This is a genomic window from Pseudonocardia sp. ICBG1293 (genome assembly GCF_020131355.1).
In the GTDB taxonomy this organism is placed as follows: domain Bacteria; phylum Actinomycetota; class Actinomycetes; order Mycobacteriales; family Pseudonocardiaceae; genus Pseudonocardia.
Genome location: NZ_JAHLEL010000038.1, coordinates 845,082 through 868,334, shown reverse-complemented (window position 1 = coordinate 868,334; position 23,253 = coordinate 845,082). Strand labels below are relative to the sequence as shown.

Annotated in this window: 20 protein-coding genes; 6 read left to right on the top strand and 14 right to left on the bottom strand. The window is 74.8% G+C overall.

Annotated elements, in window-relative coordinates; genetic code table 11:
- Positions 1-25 precede the first annotated feature (25 nt).
- From KPF47_RS17790 to KPF47_RS17780, 3 genes are read right to left on the bottom strand one after another with little or no spacing between them, the layout of a single operon-like run.
- Positions 26-1,549, bottom strand: coding sequence for an aldehyde dehydrogenase (locus KPF47_RS17790; RefSeq protein ID WP_224389855.1), 1,524 nt, complete (start codon positions 1,547-1,549; stop codon positions 26-28).
- 43 nt (positions 1,550-1,592) lie between these two features.
- Positions 1,593-2,984 (bottom strand): phenylacetate--CoA ligase family protein, encoded by a 1,392-nt coding sequence (locus tag KPF47_RS17785; RefSeq protein ID WP_224389854.1) that lies wholly within the window; start codon positions 2,982-2,984, stop codon positions 1,593-1,595.
- Positions 2,984-4,687, bottom strand: a complete 1,704-nt coding sequence (locus tag KPF47_RS17780) for a thiamine pyrophosphate-binding protein (RefSeq protein ID WP_224389853.1) — start codon at positions 4,685-4,687, stop codon at positions 2,984-2,986. The genes KPF47_RS17785 and KPF47_RS17780 overlap by 1 nt, the downstream gene beginning before the upstream one ends.
- A 159-nt stretch (positions 4,688-4,846) precedes the next feature.
- Between KPF47_RS17780 and KPF47_RS17775 the strand changes: the two genes are divergently transcribed.
- Both KPF47_RS17775 and KPF47_RS17770 read left to right on the top strand, forming a co-directional pair.
- On the top strand, positions 4,847-5,533 hold the full coding sequence (locus KPF47_RS17775) for a GntR family transcriptional regulator (RefSeq protein WP_224389852.1): 687 nt from the start codon (positions 4,847-4,849) through the stop codon (positions 5,531-5,533).
- Positions 5,534-5,687: 154 nt separating this feature from the next.
- Positions 5,688-6,959: an MFS transporter gene (locus KPF47_RS17770; protein ID WP_224389851.1), complete on the top strand. Its 1,272-nt coding sequence runs from the start codon at positions 5,688-5,690 to the stop codon at positions 6,957-6,959.
- Between the two features lie 213 nt (positions 6,960-7,172).
- On the opposite strand, the gene KPF47_RS17765 is transcribed toward KPF47_RS17770, so the two are convergent.
- The 9 genes from KPF47_RS17765 to KPF47_RS17725 all read right to left on the bottom strand — a co-directional run bounded on the left by KPF47_RS17765 (position 7,173) and on the right by KPF47_RS17725 (position 16,205).
- The gene (locus KPF47_RS17765; protein WP_224389956.1) at positions 7,173-8,207 is read right to left on the bottom strand and encodes a methionine synthase; all 1,035 of its coding nucleotides are present in this window, start codon (positions 8,205-8,207) and stop codon (positions 7,173-7,175) included.
- Positions 8,208-8,593: 386 nt separating this feature from the next.
- On the bottom strand, positions 8,594-9,040 hold the full coding sequence (locus tag KPF47_RS17760) for a nitroreductase/quinone reductase family protein (protein WP_224389850.1): 447 nt from the start codon (positions 9,038-9,040) through the stop codon (positions 8,594-8,596).
- Between the two features lie 101 nt (positions 9,041-9,141).
- Positions 9,142-9,603: a nitroreductase family deazaflavin-dependent oxidoreductase gene (locus KPF47_RS17755; RefSeq protein WP_224389849.1), complete on the bottom strand. Its 462-nt coding sequence runs from the start codon at positions 9,601-9,603 to the stop codon at positions 9,142-9,144.
- Positions 9,604-9,978: 375 nt separating this feature from the next.
- Complete coding sequence (gene mnmA / locus KPF47_RS17750; protein ID WP_224389848.1) at positions 9,979-11,061, bottom strand: tRNA 2-thiouridine(34) synthase MnmA; 1,083 nt, start codon at positions 11,059-11,061, stop codon at positions 9,979-9,981.
- A gap of 3 nt (positions 11,062-11,064) precedes the next feature.
- On the bottom strand, positions 11,065-12,273 hold the full coding sequence (locus KPF47_RS17745) for a cysteine desulfurase family protein (protein ID WP_224389847.1): 1,209 nt from the start codon (positions 12,271-12,273) through the stop codon (positions 11,065-11,067).
- A 67-nt stretch (positions 12,274-12,340) separates the two neighbouring features.
- Positions 12,341-13,480 carry a 1-acyl-sn-glycerol-3-phosphate acyltransferase gene (locus tag KPF47_RS17740; protein ID WP_224389846.1) on the bottom strand — a complete coding sequence of 380 codons (1,140 nt, stop codon included), beginning with the start codon at positions 13,478-13,480 and terminating at the stop codon, positions 12,341-12,343.
- Positions 13,477-14,250 carry a GNAT family N-acyltransferase gene (locus KPF47_RS17735; RefSeq protein ID WP_224389845.1) on the bottom strand — a complete coding sequence of 258 codons (774 nt, stop codon included), beginning with the start codon at positions 14,248-14,250 and terminating at the stop codon, positions 13,477-13,479. Before KPF47_RS17735 ends, KPF47_RS17740 begins: the two co-directional genes overlap by 4 nt.
- Positions 14,251-14,426: 176 nt before the next feature.
- Positions 14,427-15,374: an electron transfer flavoprotein subunit alpha/FixB family protein gene (locus KPF47_RS17730; protein WP_224389844.1), complete on the bottom strand. Its 948-nt coding sequence runs from the start codon at positions 15,372-15,374 to the stop codon at positions 14,427-14,429.
- Positions 15,375-15,419: 45 nt separating this feature from the next.
- Entirely contained in the window at positions 15,420-16,205 is a 786-nt protein-coding gene (locus KPF47_RS17725; RefSeq protein WP_224389843.1) for an electron transfer flavoprotein subunit beta/FixA family protein, read from the bottom strand.
- Positions 16,206-16,603: 398 nt separating this feature from the next.
- Between KPF47_RS17725 and KPF47_RS17720 the strand changes: the two genes are divergently transcribed.
- A complete protein-coding gene (locus tag KPF47_RS17720) occupies positions 16,604-16,900 on the top strand; it encodes a hypothetical protein (RefSeq protein WP_224389842.1) in 297 nt (98 codons plus the stop codon).
- Positions 16,901-16,907: 7 nt separating this feature from the next.
- Here KPF47_RS17720 and KPF47_RS17715 read toward each other — a convergent pair whose 3' ends face one another.
- Both KPF47_RS17715 and KPF47_RS17710 read right to left on the bottom strand, forming a co-directional pair.
- The gene (locus KPF47_RS17715) at positions 16,908-18,320 is read right to left on the bottom strand and encodes an NAD(P)/FAD-dependent oxidoreductase (RefSeq protein WP_224389841.1); all 1,413 of its coding nucleotides are present in this window, start codon (positions 18,318-18,320) and stop codon (positions 16,908-16,910) included.
- A gap of 143 nt (positions 18,321-18,463) precedes the next feature.
- Positions 18,464-19,066: a hypothetical protein gene (locus tag KPF47_RS17710; protein WP_224389840.1), complete on the bottom strand. Its 603-nt coding sequence runs from the start codon at positions 19,064-19,066 to the stop codon at positions 18,464-18,466.
- 151 nt (positions 19,067-19,217) lie between these two features.
- On the opposite strand from KPF47_RS17710, the gene KPF47_RS17705 reads away from it, so the two are divergent.
- From KPF47_RS17705 to KPF47_RS17695, 3 genes are all read left to right on the top strand, one after another.
- Complete coding sequence (locus KPF47_RS17705; RefSeq protein WP_224389839.1) at positions 19,218-19,967, top strand: bifunctional 2-polyprenyl-6-hydroxyphenol methylase/3-demethylubiquinol 3-O-methyltransferase UbiG; 750 nt, start codon at positions 19,218-19,220, stop codon at positions 19,965-19,967.
- Positions 19,964-21,457, top strand: a complete 1,494-nt coding sequence (locus tag KPF47_RS17700) for a 1,4-alpha-glucan branching protein domain-containing protein (RefSeq protein ID WP_224389838.1) — start codon at positions 19,964-19,966, stop codon at positions 21,455-21,457. The genes KPF47_RS17705 and KPF47_RS17700 overlap by 4 nt, the downstream gene beginning before the upstream one ends.
- 554 nt (positions 21,458-22,011) lie before the next feature.
- A complete protein-coding gene (locus tag KPF47_RS17695; RefSeq protein WP_224389837.1) occupies positions 22,012-23,250 on the top strand; it encodes a glycosyltransferase family 4 protein in 1,239 nt (412 codons plus the stop codon).
- Positions 23,251-23,253: the final 3 nt, after the last annotated feature.

The following is a 23,253-nucleotide window of genomic DNA, read 5'->3' as shown; positions in this document are numbered from 1 at the left end:
TCTCCTCTCTGGCGTGACGCCGGGGCTACAGGGGCGCGCCGGCCCAGTCGGACCCCGCCCGCAGGGACGGGTCGAGGTTGACGCTGATGTGCTTGACCTGCGTGTATCCGTGGACGGCCTCCAGGCCCTCCTCGCGGCCGGTGCCGGACTGCTTGTGCCCGCCGTGCGGCGTCATCGGCAACTCGCCGAACCAGTCGTTGATCATCACGCCGCCGACCTGCAGCCGGCGTGCCGTCGACAGCAGCTTCGTGATGTCGCGGCCGAGCAGGACCGCGAACAGCCCGTAGATGGAGTCGTTGACCGCCTCGACCAGCTCGTCCTCGCTCGTCCAGGAATGCACCGAGGCCACCGGCCCGAAGATCTCCTCCCGCGCGATCCGGGCGTTGTGGGCGACGTCGACGAACACCGTCGGCTCGACGAAGTAGCCGCCCTCGGGGGCTCCGGCGGGGCGGCCGCCGCCGTAGTGCAGGGTGCCCTCGGTCTTGCCGATCTCGATGTAGTCCCGCACGCGGTCGTACTGCTTCTGCGAGACCAGCGGCCCCATCTGGGTGCCCTCGGCGAACCCGTCGCCGACCCGGGTCTGCTCCAGGCGCGCGGTCAGCTTCTCCAGGAACGCCGACCGGACGTCGGCGTGCACGAACAGCCGGGTCCCGGCGACGCAGACCTGCCCGGTGTGCGAGCAGAAGCCCTGCACGGCGGCCTCGACGGCGTCGTCGAGGTCGGCGTCGGGGAACACGATCGTCGGGGACTTGCCGCCGAGCTCCAGGTTGACCTGGGCGACGTGGTCGGCGCCGAGCTTGGCGACCGTCTTGCCGGTCTCGGTGGAGCCGGTGAAGGTGATGCCCGCGACGTCGGGGTGCGCGGCCAGCGACGCGCCGGCCTCGGTGCCGAACCCGGTGACGACGTTGAACACACCGTCCGGGAAGCCCGCCTCCCTGACCAGCTCGGCGAACTTGAGCGCCGACAGCGAGGTGTCCTCGGCGGGCTTCACGACGCAGGTGTTGCCGAGCGCGAGCGCCGGGGCGCAGGACCGCACCATGATCAGCAGCGGGTAGTTCCACGGCACGATGTGCGCGGTGACCCCGAGCGGCTCGAGCAGGGTGAACGACAGCTTGTTGCCGGGGACCTCGATGGTGCGCCCGCCGACCTTGTCGGCCAGGCTCGCCCAGTAGTCGAGCCACAGCGGGATCGCACCCATGAGCTCCTGGGCCTTGGCCAGGTAGTGCCCGGAGTCGAGTGCCTCCAGCCGGGCGAGCTCGTCGGCGTGCTCGGTGACCAGCGCGGCCAGGTTGCGCAGCAGCGCGGCGCGGGCCATGGCGTCGGTGAACTGCCACTCGACGGCGACGCGCTTGGCCGCGGCGACGGCGCGGTCGACGTCGGTGCCGTCGGCGCGCGGGACCTCGGCGATGGTGCGCCCGGTGTTGGGGTCGACGGTCGGGAAGGTCGCGCCGACCGCGGCCGGGACGAACTGCCCGTCGACGAACATCGCCACCTGGTCGGCGGTGCGTGCGTCGGGGTCGAGGGTCAGTGCACGGGTGGTGACGGACATGCTCGGTGGCCTCCTTGCCACGGGGGGTACAGGGATCGCCTGTTCAGGGACGCTTCGTGTGGTCGCGCTCGTCGACCACGCGGCGGGCCTTGTGCTCGCTGCGCTCGTAGGTGTCGGGGGCGACGACCTCCACCCCGACCCGCAGGCCGACGACGCGGTGCAGTCCGCTGCCGGCCGCGCGCTCGAAGCTCTCGGCGTGCTCGGGCGCGCACTCGGCGCGGACGACGATCTCGTCCATCGAGCCGGTGCGGGTGACGTGCACGCGGTGCCCGCCGTAGCCCTCGATCTCGCGCAGGACGTTGTCGATCTCGGTGGGGTACACGTTCTCGCCCCGGATGTGGATCATGTCGTCGATCCGGCCGTAGACGCCGGCGGGCAGCCGCGGGTAGGTGCGCCCGCAGCCGTTGGTGCCCATCTCCCAGCGGGTCAGGTCGTTCGACGCGAGCCGGATCATCGGCTGCGAGGTCCGTTCGAGGTGCGTGTAGACCGGGGTGCCCTCGGAGCCGTACGGGACGGTGCGGAAGGTGTCCGGGTCGCACACCTCGTGCCAGACGATGTCCTGCCACAGCAGCATCCCGTCCGGGCTGCCGGCCGTCGCCGACGCCGACATGAACGGCGTCATCTCGGCCATCGTCCCGCAGTCGACGACGCGGGTGTCGAACGCGGACTCGATCGCCTTGCGGACCGAGGGCACCGAGGCGCCGGGCTCGCCGGAGAAGAACATGACGTCGATGCCGAACTCGCGCGGGTCGACCTTCTCCTGCTCGGCGACCTCGGCGAGGCGCAACGCGTAGGACGGCGTCGAGTAGAACGCCTTCGGCCGGGTGCGGGCGAGCCACTGCACGGCCCGCGCGGTCATCCCCGAGGCGCCGGCGCCGTAGGGGAAGACCTTGCAGCGCAGCCGCTCCGCCCCGCTCATCGCGCCCCAGGAACCGAGGTAGAGCGAGAACAACGCGGAGACGAACACGGTGTCGCCGGGGCGCACCCCCATCCCCCACAGGATGCGCGCGTGGTTGTCGGCGATGACCTCCCAGTCGCGGCGGCCCATGGCGAACGCGGTGGGCGTGCCCGTCGTACCGCTGGTGCCGTGGATGTGGTGCAGCTCGGCGTCGTCGACGCAGACGTAGTCACCGAAGGGGGGCGCGTTCTCCTGCGAGGCGCGCAGCTCCTCCTTGGTGACCACCGGGACCTGCTCGAACGCCTCCCAGGTGGTGACGTCACCGATGTCGAGCCCGGCCTCGTCGTACTTGCGCCGGTAGAACGGCGAGCGGTCGTAGGCGTAGCGCAGGACCTCCTGCAGCCGGACCAGGACGGCAGCGTCGCGCTCGGCCGGGTCCATCGTCTCCCGGTGCGGGAACCAGTACGGGCTGTCCGGGTCGGGCAGGTAGCTCTGGTCGTACCCGGCTGGGAAGTGCCACTCCTCCATCTGTCCCATCAGGACCTCCTCCGCTCGATCTCGGCGTCGTTCCAGGGGGTGAGCGCCTGGTAGTCCGGCACCCAGCCCAGGCCCTTGCCCGCGTCCGGGGACGGGGCGTCGCGGCTGGTCACGACGTCGATGACGGCCGGTGCGTTGGCCAGGGCCCGCTTGAGTGCGTCGGCCATCTGTCCGGGTTCGGTGACCCGCTCGCCGTATGCACCGAGCCCCTCGGCGAGCCGCGCGTAGTCGTTGTGCTCCAGCTCGGTGCCGACGACGAGGCCGTAGTTCTCGGCCTGGTCGTAGCGCTCGATGTTCCAGGCCGCGTTGTTGGAGACGATCACGACGATCGGCGCGCCGTGCCGGACCGCGGTGTTGACCTCCATCGCGTTGATGCCGAACGCACCGTCGCCGGTGACGACGATCGCCGGGCGCTCCGGGCGGGCCAGTGCGGCGGCGATGGCGAACGGCACGCCCACGCCGAGGCAGCCGAACGCGCCGGCGTCGAGGTAGCGGGCCTGCGGCGGGACGCCGAGCCGGGCGAAGGACAGCAGGTCCCCGCCGTCGGCGACGACGGTGGCGCCGTCGAGGTCGATGTCGTGCAGTGCGGCGAAGATGTGGTTCGGGTGCATGCGACCGTCGTCGCCGGGCGGGGTGGAGGCGAGCTTGTCCCGGTAGCCCGAGGACCGCTCCAGGTGCGCCTCGCGCAGCCCGTCGCGCCAGGCGCCGTCCCCGGCGGCGGTCTCCGCCAGCTCGTCCAGTGTGGACGCGACGTCGGCGAGGATCTCGACCTCGCCGCGCCGGTTGTCGAACAGCTCGCTCGCGGTGTCGGAGATCCGCAGCCAGCGCGCGGCGGGGAAGGCCGCGGGCGAGCCGAAGCCGAGCTGGTAGTCGAGCTGGCGCCCGACGGTGATCACCAGGTCGGCCTCGCGCATGGCCCTGCTGCGCAGCGCGCCCACCACCGCGGGGTGGCCCTGCGCGACGAGGCCGCGGCCCTCCTGGGTGTCGAGGTAGGCGGCACCGGTCGCGTCGAGGAACCGGACGAGGGCCTCGGGTGCGGTGCGCGCGCCCCGGCCGGTGATCACCAGCGGACGTTGTGCGGCGCCGATCAGCTCGGTGGCGGCCAGGACGTCGGCGGGGTGCGGGCGCGAGCGGCGCACCGGCGGCGGGCGCAGGTGGTCGTCGAGGACGACGGCGGGCGGCACGGTGTCGCGCAGTACGTCGGTGGGGATCTCGAGGTAGACCGGGCCGGGCTCGCCGGCGTCGCCGAGAGCGCGCGACCAGCCCTCGTCGAACTCGCGCAGCACCTCGTCGGCGACGCGCAGGGTGCGGCTCTGCCGGGTGACAGGCGTGAGGATCGCGGTGTGCGCGATGTCCTGCAGCGGGTGCTTGTTGGCCTGCGGCCGCGGCGGACAGCCGCCGATGAGGATCAGCGGGATCCGCGAGACCGAGGCGTTCGCGACAGCGGTGACCGTGTTGGTGACACCGGGACCGGCGGTGGCGAGCGCAATCCCCATCTCGCCGGTGAGCTCGGAGTGGGCGTGCGCCATGTGCACGGCGGCGGCCTCGTCGCGGACATCGACGATGGCGACGCCGAGCCGCGCGAGCTGGTCCCAGATCGGCTGGATGTGCCCGCCCTGCAGTCCGAAGACGCGGCGCACCCCGCGCTCGTACAGGAATCGGGCCACCAGTGCGGCGGCGGTGCGGGCTTCGTGCTCGGGCATCGAGCGGGCCTCCTCGGGCGACGACGACCGGGTGACGTACACCACCGACTGTGCGCATACTGAATTCAGAAGTCAACCGGAAGGACTGGAGTCCCTGCTGCTGGGTAAGCTCGATCCGTTGTCCCACGGGACATCTCACGGCGCGAAAGGACCGGCCCGATGACCGCCCTCCCGGCCCCGCCCTCACGGGTGCAGCAGGTCTACGACGCGATCGTCGACGACATCTGCACCGGCAAGCTGACCCCGGGCACCCCGCTGCGTCAGGAGCAGCTGGCCGAGCAGTTCTCGGTCTCCCGCCAGCCGGTGCAGCAGGCACTGCTGCTGCTCCGCAACCAGGGCATGCTGCGCGACTTCGGCCGCCGTGGTCTGGAGGTCGCCCCGGTCGACGCCGACTTCGTCCGACACCTGTACGGACTGCGCGCCGTACTGGACGGCTACGCCGCCCGCAGCGCCGCCGGGCGACTCACCGCCGAGCAGGCTGCGCGCGGGTTCTCCCTGGTCGCAGCCGGCCAGCAGGCCGATGCGGAGAAGAACTACGCAGGCATGGTAGCCGCCGACATCGACTTCCACCGGTTCGTCACCGAGCACTCGGGCAACCCGTTGCTCGTGGAGAGCGCCGCGGTCATCTGGCGCAATGTGCAGCGGGTGATGGGCGAGCTGCTGTTCCGCGGCAGCGCCCCGCGCTGGGTCTGGGAGGACCACTCGGCGATCTTCGCCGCGGTCGTCGCCGGCGACGCGGAGCGGGCCGAGTCGCTCGCCCGCCGGCACGCCGAGCACGGCGAGCAGCTCATCCTCGAGGCACTGGCCGCCGAGCGCGACGGCGACGCCGACACCGCAGCCTCCTGACCCGCCGCCGGGCACACGATTCCGCCCTTCCGGTTGACTTCCGAATTCAGAATGCCGGAAGGTGTCGGCGCCGCACCCCTCAGCGTCGAGGAGTCCTGTCATGGCAGCACAGCCCGATCACGCCCGCGCCACGGAGCGACCCGAAAGCGACAGGGTGTACCGAAAAGTCGCACTGCGCCTCGTCCCGCTGTTGTTCGTCTGCTACGCCGTCTCGTACCTGGACCGGGTCAACGTCGGCTTCGCACGGCTGCAGATGGACGACGAGCTCTGGTTCTCCGACGCCGTCTACGGCATCGGGGCCGGGGTGTTCTTCCTCGGCTACATCCTGTTCGAGGTGCCCAGCAACGTCGTCCTGCACAAGGTCGGCGCCCGGCGGTGGATCGCCCGGATCATGGTCAGCTGGGGGCTGGTGTCCGGGCTGATGGCGCTGGCGAACTCGCCCGCGACCTTCTACCTGCTGCGGTTCCTGCTCGGGGTGGCCGAGGCCGGGTTCATCCCCGGCATCCTGCTCTACCTGACCTACTGGTTCCCGGCCCACCGGCGCGGGCGGATCACCGCGCTGTTCCTGGCCGCCATCCCGGTCGCGACGATCGTCGGCGGACCGCTGTCCGGCTGGCTGATGCAGGTCTTCGACGGCGTCGGCGACCTGCGTGGTTGGCAGTGGATGTTCGTCGTGGAGGCGGTTCCGGCGGTGCTGCTCGGCCTGGTCGTGCTCCGCCGCCTGGACGACCGGGTGGCCGACGCGACCGGGCTGACCCCGGCCGAGCGCGACCTGGTGGCGGCCGCCGTCGCCGCCGACGACGACGCGAAGTCCGGCGCGCACGCCTCCGTGCGCGGGACCCTGCGCAGCCCCGCAGTGTGGCTGCTCGGCGGGATCTACTTCGCCGTCGCGCTGGGGATCTACACGATCAGCTTCTGGCTCCCGACGATCATCTCCCGCAGCGGCGTGGAGTCCACCCTGGCCGTCGGGCTGCTGTCCGCCGTGCCCTACCTGGTCGCGGTGGTGGCGATGGTCGCCGTCGCCACGCACGGCGACCGCACCGGAGAGCGCCGGTGGCACACCGCGGTCCCGACCGTCGTCGGCGGGCTCGGCCTCGTCGCGGTCGGGCTGACCCAGTCGAGCACGGTGCTCGCCCTCGTCGCGCTGACGGTCGCCGCGGCAGCGGTCTCCAGTGCACAGGCCGCGTTCTGGAGCCTGCCCGCGGCGCTGCTGTCCGGGGTCGGGGCGGCGGCGGGGATCGCCCTGGTCAACTCGATCGGCAACGTCGCCGGGGCGGTCAGTACGTCGCTGGTCGGGCTCGTCTCCGACGCCACCGGGTCGACCGCGAGCAGCCTGTACCTGTTCGGCGCGGTGCTGGTCGCGGGTGGGCTGCTAGCGCTCGCGGTGCGGCCGGAAAGGGTGAACGGGAAGCCCACGAGGGCCTGACCGGTTCGGGCCCGGCGATGCAGTGCCCCTCGGGCCCGGTCCCTCCGGCGCACGGATCCCCGACGCGCGGTGATCCCAACGCCGCGCGGTGATCCGTGCGCCGCGCGGTGATCCGTGCGCCGCGCGCGTCCGGACACGCGCGGGGAGCGGATCAGCGCGCGTGGAGGATCGGCGCGCGGGGGTCGGAGCGCGCGAGGTCGGAGCGCGCGGGGGTCAGCGCTCGCCGGCGGGCGGGACCTCGTCGGGGTCGGTGAAGGCCTTCCCCAGCTCGCGGGACAGGGCGAGCGCGCGGTGCGCCCAGGCCGGGGTCGCACCGGCGAGCCCGCAGGCGGGCGTCGGGACGGCGAGGCGGGCCAGCCGGTGACGGTCGAAGCCCAGCCGGTCGGCGAGGTCGTAGCCGAGGCGGGCGAGGTCGCCGATCACCGGTTCGCGGGGCGGCGCGGTGCCGGGGAGCAGCCCCAGGAACAGCGGGACACCGCTGTCCCAGGTCTCGCCGATCGCGTCGAGGGCGCGCGGTTCGGCGGTGGCTCCGGCGAACGCCGGCCGGGTCGCGTCGATCCCGACCGCGGCGGCACCGGTCCCGGCGAGCAGCCGGATCGGCGGGCGGTCCGCGCAGCAGTGCAGGACGACCGGGGCATCGACGCGCGCGATCAGGTCGCGGAGCAGGTCCTGGGCGTCCGGCGCGGCGACCGAGCGGACGGTGCCGTAGCCGGACGCGGTCGGCAGCGACCCGGCGAGCACGGCGGGCAGGCCGGGCTCGTCCAGCTGCACGACGACCGTCGCCCCCGTCCGCTGCGCCACCTCGGCGACGTGGGCGCGCAGCCCCTCGCCCAGGCTGGCGGCGAACTCGCGGACGGCGCCGCGGTCGGTGAGCACGCGGTGCCCGGCGGCGAGCTCGACCGAGGCGGCGAGCGTCCACGGCCCGGTGGCCTGGACCTTCACCCAGGACGGGCGGACGCGGTCGCAGGCGTCGTCGAAGGCGTCCAGGTCACCGGACATCAGGTCGCGGGCGCGGCGCAGGTCGCGCCCGGCGCGGGCAGTGACCCGCCAGCCGGTCGGCACGACCTCGACGGCGAGGTCCACCAACAGCCCGGCCGTGCGGCCGACCATGTCCGCGCCGACGCCGCGGGCGGGCAGCTCGGGCAGCGCCGGGAACTCCGGGTTCTCGCCGGTGACCAGCGCGCACGCCTCGCGGACGTCGGTGCCGGGCAGCGAGCCCACACCGGTGCCGACGCCCGCGGGCCACAGGGCGCGGGGCGCATCGGGTTCGGCGGGGGCGTCGTCGACGACCTCGATCCGCGGCGGGGGCGGCAGGGTCTCACCGGGACGCACGTCGCCGAGTCCGGCGGCGGCGAGCGCGGCGGCCAGCGGGTCGGCAGGGTCCGGAACGGTCACGTCCCCAGTCTCCCCCGTCACCGCGTCCCGGTGCGGGCGACCCCGGGCCCCGCGGGGCCGTGCAGGGTCGACGGACATCATCGGCGGGAGTGGAGTGCGGGACTGGAGTGCGGGACGCAGTGCGTTGCACGCCACGCTCCACGCTCGCGATCACCCCGGGGCACCGACGCTCGGACGGGCACCGCGGAGGAGCGCCGTGGGGTGGGCACGGTCGGCGCGCGGGATCGGCGCGCAGTCGGTCAGCGCAGGGCGAAGACAGGGTGCCGCGGAGCAGCGGCGGCGAGCTCGGCGTCGGTGGAGGCGGGACCGACGTCGTCGAACAGCATCCCGGCGGCCCGGCCGAGCCCGCGCAGGTAGGCACGCAGCACGGGGACGGCTGCCGCGACGTCGAGCTCGGTGGCGGACACCGGCTCCGCTCCCCCACGGCCACGCAGCTCGGCGCTCCCGCCGGCGGCGCGCAGATTGCGGACCCAGTCGGTCTCACCGCGCGGCGAGATGAGGTGACGGGTCCCGCCGACCAGGACCGGGGTCAACGGGACCGTGCGCACCGTGCCGCTGCGCCGTCCGCGGACGGCGAGCACGGCCGTGTCACCGGGCGTGATCCCGCGCTGCGCCAGGGCCCCGACCAGCGGGTTGAGGACGCGTCGCACCAGCAGGCCGGGTGCTCGGTAGTCACGATCACTCATGGCGATAGCCTCTCACCGATCACCGCGTCCGTCCGTCCGGCGATCCCTCTCACCGGAGCCCGCAGCGCCCCGAGGGGCGTTCCCGACTCCGCGGAGAAGGATCATGCGGCCAGGACGAAGATCGGGTGACGGTGCGCGACGGCGGCGAGCTCGGCGTCGGACGAGGAGGCGTCGACGCCGTCGAAGAACGCCCCGACCTCCCAGGCCCAGCGACGCAGGTACTCGCGCAGGACCGGGACGACGACGGCCGGCTCGGTCAGCTCGGTCGCGGCCACCCGCTCGGTGCGACGGCCGACGGTCAGCTCCACCTCCCCCGCGACGCGCAGGTTGCGCACCCACTGCGTCTCGCCGCGGGCGGCGACGAGGTAGCGGGCGCCGTCGTGGCGCAGCGGGTTGACCGGCGTGGTGCGGACCTCGCCCGAGCGGCGGCCGCGGACACCGAGCACCGCGGATCCGGCGAGCGGGAGGCCGAGCCGGGTCAGGCCGGCGACCAGGGGGTTCATGACCCGGCGGGTGATGCGGCCGGGGGCCAGGTAGTGGATGTGAGAGCGCTGATTCTTCATGCGAGCAGTGTTCACCTTTCATTACACGAAAGCAAGAGCAGCGCTCTCGTCAACGTGGGTGAGGGGGCTGGGGTGCGCCGAGATGCAGATCAACGGGCTGGAACGGGCCCGCGCTGCCCGCTGGGGTGCATCTCGGCGCGCGCGCGACGCGGCGCGGCGCGGCGCGAGCGGACACGGCGCGGTGCGGCGCGGCACGGCGCGGCGCGGTTCGGCGCGGTGCGGCACGGCGCGATTCGGCGCGGTGCGGTGCGGCGCGATTCGGCGCGGCGCGGCGCGGTGCGGTGCGGCGCGAACGGACGCGGATCGGGCGGCGGTGGGGATGGCGCGGCCCGGGTCGACCGGATGCCGCCGGGCGGATGCGGCGGGCGACCTCGGTCAGGCGGTCCCGGTGATCGTCGCCGACCCCAGGACGACGTCGCCGTCGTCGTCGGGGCGGTAGAAGGCGACGGCCTGCCCCGGGGCGACTCCGCGCAGCGGCTCGTCGAGCGCGACCTGCACGCCGTCGCCGGTGGGGGCGACGGTGGCGGGTGCGGTCCCGCCGTGTGCGCGGACCTGCGCGACGCAGCCGAAGGGCGCCTCGGGCGCCGTGCCCGCGGTCCACACCGGGCTGCGCGCGGTGATCGCGGTGACGTCGAGCGCGGCCTCCGGACCGACCCGGACCGTGCCGCTGACCGGTTCGATGCCGAGCACGTAGCGGGGGCGGCCGTCGGCGGCCGGGCGGTCGATGCCGAGCCCCTTGCGCTGCCCGACGGTGAAGCCGTGCACGCCGTCGTGGGTACCGAGGGTCTCCCCGGAGGCGTCGTCGACCAGGGTGCCGGGAGTGCTGCCCAGCCGGTCGGTCAGGAAGCCGCGGGTGTCACCGGTGGGGATGAAGCAGATGTCGTGGCTGTCGGGCTTGCCGGCGACGCGCAGACCGAGCCGGGCGGCCTCGGCCCGGATCTCCGGCTTGGGGGTGTCCCCGACCGGGAACATCGCGTGCCGCAGCTGGTCGGCGCGCAGCACGGCCAGCACGTAGGACTGGTCCTTGCCGTCGTCGGCCGAGCGGCGCAGCACCGGACCGGCCGGGTCGAGACGCGCGTAGTGGCCGGTGCAGACGGCGTCGAAGCCGAGGGCCAGTGCCCGGTCCAGCACCGCCGCGAACTTGATCTTCTCGTTGCAGCGCAGGCAGGGGTTCGGGGTCTCCCCGGCGGCGTAGGCGGCGACGAAGTCGTCCACCACGTCGCGGGTGAACTCCTCGGACAGGTCCCAGACGTAGTAGGGGATCCCGAGGACGTCGGCGGCGCGGGCGGCGTCGCCCGCGTCCTCCTTGGAGCAGCAGCCACGCGACCCGGACCGCATCGCGTCCCGGGTGCGCGACAGCGCCAGGTGCACCCCGACGACGTCGTGTCCGGCGGCGACCGCCCGCGCGGCGGCGACCGCGGAGTCGACGCCACCGCTCATCGCAGCGAGGACGCGCACGGCTCAGCCCGTGACCGAGGCGGGAGTGCGGCGGCTGGCGTTGCGGGCGCGTTCCACGACCGATCCGATGGCTCCGGCGACCGCGGCCACGTCCGCCGCGGTGCTGGTGTGCCCCAGGGAGAAGCGCAGCGACCCGCGAGCGGTGCACTCGTCGGCACCCATCGCCAGCAGCACGTGGCTGGGCTGGGCGACGCCCGCGGTGCAGGCCGAGCCGGTGGAGCAGTCGATGCCGTGGGCGTCGAGCAGCATGAGCAGGCTGTCGCCCTCGCACCCGGGGAAGGACAGGTGCGCGTTCCCGGGCAGCCTGCCGGGGCCGCCGTCGACCCGGGAGTCGGCGGTGTCGCCGTTCAGGGCCGCATCGGGCACCTCGGCGCGCACGGCCCGGACCAGCTCGTCACGCAGGCCTGCCAGGTGGACCCGGCGGCGCGGCGCGGCGGCCACCGACTCGACGACGGCCGTCGCCAGCCCGGCCAGCGACGGCACGTCCAGGGTGCCGGAGCGCACGTCGCGCTCCTGGCCGCCGCCGTGCAGCAGCGGGGTGCAGGCGACCTCACGGCCGAGCAGCAGTGCGCCCGCGCCGTAGGGACCGCCGAGCTTGTGCCCGGTCAGGGTGAGGGCGTCGGCGCCGCTCGCGGCGAAGTCGACGTCGAGGATCCCGACGGCCTGCACGGCGTCGGTGTGGAACGGCACCCCGAACTCGTGGGCGACGGCGGCGAGCTCGCGCACCGGGTTGACGGTGCCCACCTCGTTGTTCGCCCACATGACCGAGACCAGGGCGTTCCCGTCCGGGTCCTCGGCGAGCGCGGCACGCAGTGTCTCCGGACGGACCCGGCCCGTCGCGTCGACCTCGAGCAGCCGCAGCCGCGCGCCCTCGTGGGTGGCCAGCCACTCGGCGGCGTCGACGACCGCGTGGTGCTCGACGGCCGAGACCAGCACCCGGGTGCGGCGCGGGTCCGCGGCCCGCCGCGCCCAGAACAGGCCCTTCACCGCGAGGTTGTCGCTCTCGGTGCCGCCGGTGGTGAACACGACCTCGGACGGGCGCGCGCCGACCGCCTCGGCGATCCGCTCGCGCCCCTCCTCGACCGCGCGCCGGGCGCGGCGGCCCGACGAGTGCAGCGACGACGCGTTGCCGGTGCGGCCGAGCGCCTCGCTCATGGCGGCGACGGCGGCGGGCAGCATCGGGGTGGTCGCCGCGTGGTCCAGGTACGTCATCGGCCTCCAGGGTAGACCCCGTCGTGACAGCGGTGCGTGCCGAACCCGTCGTGGACGACCGTCCGTCTCACACGGTCGTGGCGGCCGTGGCCGGGCGCGGGTGACGGACCCGGTCCCGGGCACGGGCGGCCAGCGCGCGCCGGTCGGTGTGCGGGCCCGGCTCGACGAGCTCGCCGACGACGACCTCGCAGACCAGGCCGGGCAGCCGCAGCACCCGGCCGACGGTGTCCCCGAGGGTCTGCTCGCCGACGAACGCCGCGGCCGTGGTCGGGCGCCCGTCCGGGGTGGTGATCGCGACGGTGACCGGCCGGACGGGGGCGCCGGCGTCGAGCGCGGCCTGGAACGGTGCCCGCCGGTAGTCCCCGCAGAGCGCGCCGCACCACGTCGTCGCCTCGGGGAACACACCGACCAGCGCACCGGCCCGCAGCGCGTCGGCGCAGGCCGCGACGGTGCCGGGCAGGCGCGACAGGCCCTCGCGGTCCACGAACAGGGTGCCGGTGCGGGCGGCGAGCGCGCCGATCAGCGGCCAGTCCCGGACCTCGCGCTTGGCGAGCATCGTGACCGGGCCGAGCGCGCCGAGCACCGGGACGTCGACCCACGACGTGTGGTCGGCGACGACCAGCGCACCCCGGCCGTCGGCCGGTGCGAGCGGGCCGCCGCGCACGACGAGCCGGACCCCGGCGGCACGCAGCACCGCGCGGTGCAGCGTCCGCAGCACCGGTCCCCGCACGCGGGTGCCCAGCAGCGCGGCGACCGGTACGACCGCGGCGGCCACCGCCAGCACCGACAGCAGGGCCGCGGCGCGCCGGGCGAGGCGCAGCGTGCCGGTCGTGGAGCGCGGGGGCAGGCACTCCTGCGGGGTGCACGGCGACCAGGCCGCCCACGGCCCGCCGGGACGCCGCGACGCGGGCGGCGCCGGCGGGTGCGTGGGGTGGTCGACGAGCGGGTGCACCGGGGCCCGCAGGGCGGCGCGGGCCGGGTGGTGCACGACACCACGGGGGTCCCCCGTCGCCGGCGCCACCGGGGCCAACGGGACGGACGACAGCACCGCAGGCCCGGCGGGGACGGGGACGACGGCGGGCACCGCGGAGGCGGCGGGCACCGCGGAGGCGGCGGGCACCGCGGAGACACGGCCGCGCGGCCGGAACCGGCGGCGCGGGCGGAGGGACGCGCCGGCGTCGCCCTCCGGTCCGGCGGCGAGGGTCATGCGCCGGTCACCCCGGCGGCGTCGTCGCCGAGGAAGAAGCGCAGGTAGCGCCGGTCGATGTGGTCCATCCCCAGCAGCACCGGGAAGTCCGCGACACCGAAGTCCGGGTCGTGCGCGGGCGGCCCGCACACCCAGGTGTTCAGACGCAGGTAGCCGCGCAGCAGCGGGGGGATGCCGCCCCGGCCCGCGGGCGCGGCGGGCGGGTCCCAGGGGCGGAGCGGGACGGTGCGGTACCGCTCGGGCGCCAGGTGCTTCGCACGGACCCGCTCCCAGACCCCGGCGGCCTGCGCACCCCCGTCGGCGAGGGACACGCTGGCGCAGCCGATCAGCCAGCGGTGCCCGGTGAGCAGCATGTAGCGGGCGAGCCCGGCCCACACCAGCCCGACGACGGCACCGCCGCGGTGGTCGGGGTGCACGCAGGAGCGGCCGGTCTCCACCATGCCGGGGCGCAGCGGGTCGAGGTTGCCGAGGTCGAACTCGCCGTCGGCGTAGAGGCCGCCCGCGGCGCGCGCCCGCTGCGGCGGGAGCATCCGATAGGTACCGACGATCTCGCCGGTCGCGTCCTCGCGGACCACGAGGTGGTCGCAGAACGCGTCGAAGCGGTCGGCGTCGCGGCCGGGCACGGTGCTGTCGAGCCGGGCACCGAGCTCACCGGCGAACACCCGGTGCCGCAGCGCCTGCGCCGCGTCGACGTCGCCGTCGTCGGTCGTGAGGAGCAGGGAGTACCGCCGGGCCGCGGTCTCCGGGGTCGAGACGATCACCTGGTTCACACCGGGGTTGGTACCGGCCGGGTACGACGCCCGGACGGTTCCGCGACGACACGGCGATGGCATCCGGGTGAACGGACCCGGACAGGTGTCGCCGCAGGCAGGAGCCGGTGAACAGTGGCCCTGCACACGACGACGCCCGGGTGCACGAGGGCACCCGGGCGTCGTCGTCGGAGCGGTCAGCTCTTGCGCTTGGCCACTTCCTCCTGCAGCTGCGGCGCGACCTTGAACAGGTCGCCGACGATGCCGAAGTCGGCGATCTCGAAGATCGGCGCCTCCTCGTCCTTGTTCACCGCGACGATCGTCTTCGACGTCTGCATGCCGGCGCGGTGCTGGATGGCGCCGGAGATGCCGAGGGCGATGTAGAGCTGCGGCGAGACCGACTTACCGGTCTGGCCGACCTGGAACTGCGGCGGGTAGTAGCCGGAGTCCACCGCGGCGCGCGAGGCACCGACGGCGGCACCGAGCGAGTCCGCCAGGCCCTCGACGACGGTGAAGTCGTCGGCCGAGCCCACCCCGCGCCCACCGGAGACGATCACGGTCGCCTCGGTCAGCTCCGGGCGGGACCCGCCCTCGATCGGCTCGCGGCCGGTCACGGTGGCGGCGCGGCCGGACGGGGCCGGGACCTCGACGGTCTCGCGGGCACCCGCACCCGCCGCGGTCTCGATCTCGATCGAGCCCGGGCGCACGGTGATCACCGGGTGCTCGGTGTTGGCCTTCGCCTCGGCCGTGTAGGCACCACCGAAGATCGAGTGCGACACGCCGTCGGCCGAGACGCCGACGACGTCGGACAGCAGCCCGGAGCCGGTCCGGACGGCGAGCCGCCCGGCGATCTCCTTGCCGTTGCCGGTGGCCGCGAGCAGCACCGCCGCCGGGGACGCGGAGCCCACGAGGGACTCCAGCACCGTCGTCTCCGGGGAGAGGAAGTCGGTGGAGTCGGTCTCGGCGACGTAGATCTTCTCGGCGCCGTGCTCGGTCAGGCCGTCGGCCAGCTTGTCCGCGGTGCCCGCGGCACCGACGACGACCGCCGACGGCTCGCCCAGCGCGCGGGCGGCGGTCAGCAGCTCGTAGGTGGTCTTCTTGATGTCACCGTCGACGTGGTCGACGAGGACCAGAACCTCAGCCATGAGTCTCTATCTCCAAACGAAGAGGGAAGCCGGGACGAACCGGGGTCAGATCAGCTTCTGGCCGACCAGGAACTCGGCGATCCGCGCGCCGCCGTCGCCCTCGTCGGTGACCTTCTCGCCGGCCTGCTTCGGCGGCTTCGGCGACGCCGAGACCACCGTGGTCAGGGCGTTCGCCAGACCGACCTCGGAGGCGTCGATCCCGGCACCGGCCAGGTCCAGGGTCTCCACCGGCTTCTTCTTCGCCGCCATGATCCCCTTGAACGAGGGGTAGCGCGGCTCGTTGGACTTCTCCCCGATCGACACCACCGCCGGCAGCTCCGCGGTCAGGCGGGTGACGCCCTCGTCGGTCTCCCGCTTGGCCTTCACCGTGCTGCCCTCGACCGAGAGCTCGTTGGCGTGGGTCAGCGACGGGACACCGAGCAGCTCGGCGATCATCGCCGGGACCGCACCGATCTGGCCGTCCGACGCCGAGTTGCCGGCGATGACCAGGTCCCAGCCGTCGACGGTGCCGATCAGCTTGGTGAGCGCCCTGGCGGTCTGCACCGCGCACGAGCCGTGGATGGCCTCGTCGGACAGGTGCACCGCGGAGTCCGCGCCCATCGACAGGGCCTTGCGGATCGCGTCGGTGGCCCGGTCCGGGCCCATGCACACGACGACGACCTCGGAGCCGTCGTTCGCTTCCTTCAGCAGCAGAGCCTGCTCCACCGCGCGCTCGTTGATCTCGTCGATCACCGCCTCGGCACCCTCGCGGTCGAGGGTGTTGTCGGAGTCGGACAGCGTCCGCTCCGAGTAGGTGTCGGCCACCTGCTTCACCAGGGTCACGATCTTCATAGGACCTCTTCGACCTCCTGCCGCGGCGGCCTGCGCCCACGCGCACACCGCGTCGTCCTTCGTCGCGCTCCGGCCCCGGTCGTCGGGGTCGGGTCGTCTCGCGTCACCGTGACGGTGCTGCGCCGCGCGCTCTCGCAGGAGCGGGGGTGGGCCGCGGCGTCGCGCCCGTCGTAGCCGATGACTCTGCCATTGCTCGTACTCGTAATGGCACGGCGTGCCACTGTGACGTTCATTGTTACCAGCGAGTAGCGACCCGGCAAACCGGGGCAGGTCGTGACCGTACTCACGCGCGGCCCTCCTCACCTGGTGCGCGCACGAGGCCACACAGCGGAACCCCTGATCGGGGGCCCGGTTTCGCTACCGTCGACACCTCGCGCACTCGGCAGGAGGGAGCCGTCGTGCAGGTGACGGGGTTCGACGACCGTCTGGGGACCGGCTACGTGCTCAGCACGGGGCCGCACGCGGACGAGGACGTTCCGGGCAGCCGGACGGTGGAGCACGGCGGCCGCACCGTGCGGGCCACCGACGGCCTCGCCGCGATGCTGGAGGACGCGCTGGCGCACCGGCCGACCACCCGTCTGGGGTGGGGTGGACCGGAGGTCCCGCTGACCCTGGAGGACGCGACGCTGCTGGCGTGGCTGCAGCAGGACATCGGAGGGGTGGTGGCCGTCAGCGGGAAGCCCGAACCCGTCTGAGCCGCCCTCAGCGACCCAGGTGGGCGAGCGCGCGACGCGCGGCGTGCGCGCCGCACATCCCGTGCGCACCCGGGCCGGGCGGCGTCGCGGCCGAGCAGAGGAAGTGGCCCGGCGCCCCCGTGTCGTAGGGCTGAAGCGTCGTCCGTGGCCCGAGCAGCAACTGCCGCAGATCCTTGGACCCGGTCAGGATGTTGCCACCGACGAAGTTCGGGTTGCCAGCGAACGCGGCCGGGTCGGTGACCATCGTGCCCACGACCCGCTCCCGGAACCCGGGCGCGAACCGTTCGATCTGCGCGGTGACCGCCTCGGTGGCGTCGCCGGTGTACTCGCGGGGGACGTGCGCGTAGGCCCACACGGGGTGGACGTCGCCCGCCGAGCGGGACGGGTCGGCCAGGTACTGCTGCCCGACCAGGACGAACGGCCGCTCCGGCATCCGGCCCGCGTGCACCTCGCGCTCGACGAGTGCGTTCTCCGCCGCGGACCCGACGACGTGCAGCGTCCCGGCCCGTCGCGCGTCGGGATGCGTCCAGGGCACACCGCCCGCCACCGCGTAATCGACCTTGAACGCGGCCGGGCCGTACCGGAAGCGCCGGTAGGCCCGCGCGATCCGCGCCGGCAGCCGGTCCCCCAGCAGGGCGGGCAGCCGGTCCGGGCCGACGTCCCACACCACGACGTCCGGGGAGCCCAGCTCGTCCGCCGACCGCACGTGCACCCCGGTCTCGACCTTCGCGCCGTGCTCGGCGAGCACCGCGGCCAGCGCGTCGGCGATCGCCCGCGACCCGCCCTCGGCGACGCCCCAGCCGTGCCGGTGCCCGGCGGTGAACAGGCCGAGCCCGATCGCCGAGGACAGCGGCCGGTTCAGCGGGCGGAACGCGTGCGACGCCGAGCCCAGGAACAGCGCCCGGCCCCGCTCGGTGCGGAACGCCCGGGCCAGCACCTCGGCCGGGAGCACGGTGGGCGCACCGAACCGGGCCAGCAGCAGCGGGTGGCGCGGGATCCGCACGAGCGGGCCGAGGAAGTCCGGGGAGAAGGTGTCGTAGTCGCGCACCGGCCCGGTGAACAGGGCCCGCCAGAGCGGTCCGTCCGCACCCAGCCCGGCCGCCGTCCGTTCGACCGAGCGGACCAGCACGCCGGCGTCGCCGCCGTCGAGCGGGTGCACGCAGTCGACCTCCGGCAGCCGCCACCGCAGCCCGTGCCGCTCCAGGCCCAGCTCGGCGAGCACCGGCGAGCCGACGGCCATCGGGTGCACCGCGGAGCAGTGGTCGACCAGCAGGCCCGGCACGATCGCCTCGACCGTGCGGGTTCCGCCGCCGATCTCCTCGGCGGCCTCCAGCACGGTGACCCGCACCCCGGCGCGGGCCAGCACGGCCGCGGCCACCAGCCCGTTCGGGCCGGAGCCGACGACGGTCGCGGTGGTCACGTCACCCTCCCGGGGACACCGGATCGGACCGGCCGGGGCCCAGTCGGACGAGGTGCGGTCGGCCGGGGCCACGCGGTCGTGGCCCCGGCGCGGTGCCCGGGGGCCCGGCCGACGTCCGCCGACGCCGGCCGCCGCCGTGGCGCTCAGCCGACCCGGCGACCGGACGGGGGCTCGGCGTGCGCACGGTCCTCCTCGGGCACCACCATCGAGAGCACCTCGCCGAGGGTCTCGTCGTCCATCGCCCGCGGTTCGACCGGCTCGTCCCCGAGCACTCCCGAGACCACCCAGGAACCGGACCGCCCGGTGATGGTGAGCGACAGCGTCTCGTCCTCGTCCGCCGGACCGTTCATCGTGGGCTCCTCTCGGCACGACGCCGTCGGCGTCACCCCCGGCCCGCACGGACCGGGGAACCGGGGATACCCATCGGTGGACGCTCGATACCCGTCGGGGGAGGGAGCGTACGCCGACCGGCACGAACCGTGCGCCGACCCGCGAACCGGACGTGCACGACCGGATGGCGGCTCGGCCGGGGACGGGGCGTCCGGGGTGGCGGGCGGGAGTGCCGGACCGGGTGCGGCCAGGAGGGCCGCGGGGAGCATCGCCCCCAGCATCCCGGACAGCGCGCCGTCGTCCAACCCCTGCAACGGCAGCTGTTCCCGGCCGAGCACGCCGGACACGAGCCACGACCCGCTGCGGCCGGTGATGGTCAGCGTCACCGTGTCCTCGTCGGTCGCGATGTCGGTCATGGGTCCCCTCCGTCGTGACTCCCGGGTTCTGCGTCGGGCTCCACCACCTCCGACGTCCGCGGTGACACTGCGTTGCCTCCCGTCGACGAGCGGTAGCGCACGCGAGGGGACCGGTGGGAACCGCCCCCGACGCCCGTGATGAGGTCGGCGGGTGACCAGCAGCCTGCCCCTCACCGGAGAGCGCACCGTCCCGGGCGTCAGCCACGAGAACTACTGGTTCCGCCGCCACGAGGTGGTCTACGCGTCGATCGCCGCCGACTGCTCGGGCCTCGCCGTGCTGGAGGCGGGCTGCGGCGAGGGGTACGGCGCCGACCTGCTCGCCGGGGCCGCCCGCTCGGTGCTGGCCCTGGACTACGACGCGACGACGGTCGCCCACGTCCGGGCCCGCTACCCCCGGGTCGGGGTGGCCCGGGCCAACCTGGTGGCGCTGCCGGTCCCCGACGGCTCCGTCGACGTCGTCGTGTCGCTGCAGGTCATCGAGCATCTCTGGGAGCAGGAACGGTTCCTGGGCGAGTGCCGCAGGGTGCTGCGCCCCGGCGGCAGGCTGATGGTGTCGACGCCGAACCGCATCACCTTCTCCCCTTGCCGCGACACCCCGCTCAACCCGTTCCACACCCGCGAGCTCGACCCCCGCGAGCTGGCCGGCATGGTGGAGGACGCCGGGTTCGGCCACGTCGTCGTGCAGGGTCTCCACCACGGGCCGCGGCTGCGCGAGCTCGACACCCGCCACGGCGGCCTGATCGAGGCGCAGACCGCGCTCGCGCTCTCCGGCGCGCCGTGGCCGCACGCGCTGGCCGCCGACGTCGCCGGGGTGCGGTGCTCGGACTTCGTGCTGCGCACGGGCGACGACGCCGACCTGGACGCCTCGCTGGACCTGCTGGTCACGGCGACCCGGCCGTGACCGGCACGCCCGTCGGGACGTTCTCCCTGGTCCTGCACTCGCACCTGCCACTGCTGGCCCGGCACGGCCGGTGGCCGGTCGGCGAGGAGTGGCTCTACCAGTCCTGGGCGCACTCCTACCTGCCCGTCGTCGCGACGTTGCGGGAGCTGGCCGAGGAGGGGCGTACCGGTCTCGCCACCCTCGGGGTGACCCCGGTGCTCGCCGCCCAGCTCGACGACCCGCACTGCCTGCGCGGGATGCACGACTGGCTCGGCGGGTGGACGCTGCGCGCGCACTCGGCGGCCACCCGGCTGCCGGACCTGGCCGCGCACGAGCACCGGGTGTCGACCGCGGCGACGGCGGAGTTCGAGCGGCACTGGCGGCACGGCGGGTCGCCCGCACTGCGGGGGCTGCGCGACTCCGGTGCCGTCGAGCTGCTGGGCGGGCCGGCCGCGCACCCGTTCCAGCCGTTGCTCGACCCGCGGGTGCGGGCGTTCTCGCTGCGGGCGGGCCTGGACGACCACGCGCTGCGCCTGGGCACCCGGCCGGCCGGGATCTGGGCACCCGAGTGCGGCTTCGCACCCGGGATGGAGCACGAGTACGCCACCGCCGGGGTGCGCCGCTTCCTGGTCGACGGCCCTGCGCTCCGCGGCGACACCGCGTTCGCCCGGCCCGTCGGGACCTCCGACGTCGTGTGCGTCGGCCGCGACCTGGAGGTCACCTACCGGGTCTGGTCGCCCCGCAAGGGCTACCCCGGCTCCGCGGAGTACCGCGACTTCCACACCTGGGACCACGAGTCCGGCCTCAAACCGGCGCGGGTCACCGGGCGCCGGGTGCCGACCGAGCGCAAGAAGCCCTACGACCCCGCGCTCGCCGCCCGCGCGGTCGAGCGGGACGCCGCGGACTTCGTCGACACCGTCGTCGCCCGGCTGAGCGCGCTGCGTGCCGAGCACGGGCGACCGGCGCTCACCGTCGCCGCGTTCGACACCGAGCTGTTCGGGCACTGGTGGCACGAGGGGCCTGCCTGGCTGGCCGCCGTGCTGCGCCGGCTCCCCGGGGCGGGGGTCGCCGTACGCACCCTCGGCGACGCCGTCGACGACGGTCTGGTCGGCGACCCGGTCGACCTGCGCGACTCGTCGTGGGGCTCGGGCAAGGACTGGCGGGTCTGGGCCGGCCCACAGGTCGCCGACCTGGTGGCGACGAACGCCGCGGTGCAGCAGGACCTGCTCGCCGCCCCGCTCCCCGGGCCGGTCCGGAACCCGTTGGCCGATCTGCTGGCCGACCAGGCGCTGCACGCGCTGTCCAGCGACTGGGCCTTCATGGTCAGCAAGGACTCCGCGGCCGGGTACGCCCGCTCGCGCGCCGCCCTGCACGCCGGACGGGTGGCGGAGCTGTCCGGGCTGCTGCGCGCCGGGCGCAGGCGGGCCGCGGAACGCCGGGTCGAGGCCTGGGCGGACGCGCCGCTGCCGACCTTCGGGCACGTGGACGCGCGGGGGCTCGGAGGGAGCTGAGTCCGAGGCCCGGCTCGCGGCAGACGACGGCGCCGCCGGGCCGCCGGGCCGCCTCGCCGCTCCGACCGGCCGCCGGGCCGCCTGGCTGGGAGGACCTCGGTCCGCCGGTCCGCCGGTCCGCCGGATCGCCGAGTCGCCGGATCGCCAGGGCACTGTGCTGTGGCGAATTCGCTTACCCGGTAAGCAGATTTCGCGACCTGGCATCCCCGGAATCCGGGCCGAGAGCGACGGGCGCGGGCTCGGCGCGGTCGTACGCGGGGGCGGTCCCACTCAGCGGGTGAGCGCCGGTCTGCAGTGCCAGTGCCAGTGCGGGTGCGCAGCGCCAGTGCGGGTGCCCAGTGCGGGTGCGTGACGCGGTCGTGCGGTGCCGCGCGGTCACGCCGTCGGCAACCTGCCTGCAGCAGCCGCTCCGGGCCCGGGCCCGGGGAGCACGGCGGCCCCCCGCGCGGGTGAGGCCGTCATCGGGCGGAGCCGCGACGGGGCGGCGGTGCGGCCGGGCGGCGACACGACGCCCCGGGGGTTACCGCCGGTCCGGCGTTTGTCAGGATCTAGCGATGCGGGTGCTGATGGTCAGCTGGGAGTTCCCGCCGGTCGTCGTCGGCGGGCTGGGCCGGCACGTGCACGCGCTGTCCCGCGAGCTGGTCGCGGCCGGGCACGAGGTCGTCGTGCTGTCCCGCGCACCCACCGGCACCGACGACGAGACCCACCCGACCCGCGCCGGGATGGTCGACGGCGTGCGGGTGCTGCGGGTGGCCGAGGACCCGCCCGAGTTGGAGTTCGCCGCCGACCTGGTCGCCTGGACCCTCGCGATGGGGCACGCGATGCTGCGCCACGCACTGACCGCGCTGCTGCCCGGCTGGCGGCCGGACGTCGTGCACGCCCACGACTGGCTCGTCGCGCACCCCTCGATCGCGCTCGCCGACGCCCTCGGTGTCCCGCTGGTCGCGACCATGCACGCCACCGAGGCCGGCCGGCACTCCGGCTGGCTGCCGGGGCCGCTGAACCGGCAGGTGCACTCCACCGAGTGGTGGCTCGCCCAGCGCGCGGACGAGGTCATCACCTGCTCCGGGGCGATGCGGGCCGAGGTCTCGTCGCTGCACGACCTCGACCCGGCCGCCGTGCACGTGGTGCACAACGGCATCGACCTCCGGCGCTGGCGGTCCCGCGCCGCCGCGACCGCGCCCGTCGGCGACGGGCCGCGGATCGTCTACTTCGGACGCCTGGAGTACGAGAAGGGTGTCCAGGACCTGATCGCGGCGCTGCCCCGGATCCGACGGCGGCACCGCGGGACCCGGCTCCTCGTCGCCGGGTCCGGGACCCAGCGGGAGATGCTGCTCGAGCGCACGGCCGAGCACCGGGTGAAACGCTCGGTCACCTTCCTCGGGCACCTCCCCGACGCCGAGCTGACCGCCCTGCTACGCGGCGCCGACGCCGTCGTGCTGCCGAGCCGCTACGAGCCGTTCGGGATCGTCGCGCTGGAGGCCGCCGCGGTCGGCGCGACGCTGGTCGCCTCGACCGCCGGGGGCCTGGGCGAGCTGGTCCGCGACGGCGAGACCGGCCTGGGCTTCGCCCCCGGCGACGTCCCCGGGATCGCCGACGCCGTCGACCGTGCGCTGGCCGACCCGGCCGCCGCACGCCGCCGGGCCCGCGCCGCGCGCGCCCGGCTGCGCACCGACTTCGCCTGGCCGGTGATCGCCGGTCACACCGCCCGCATCTACGCCCGCGCCACCGCCGCCGGACCGCGTGAGCTGCCGCGGCCGAAGATCCCCACCGGGAACCTGTTCGACCCCTGAGCC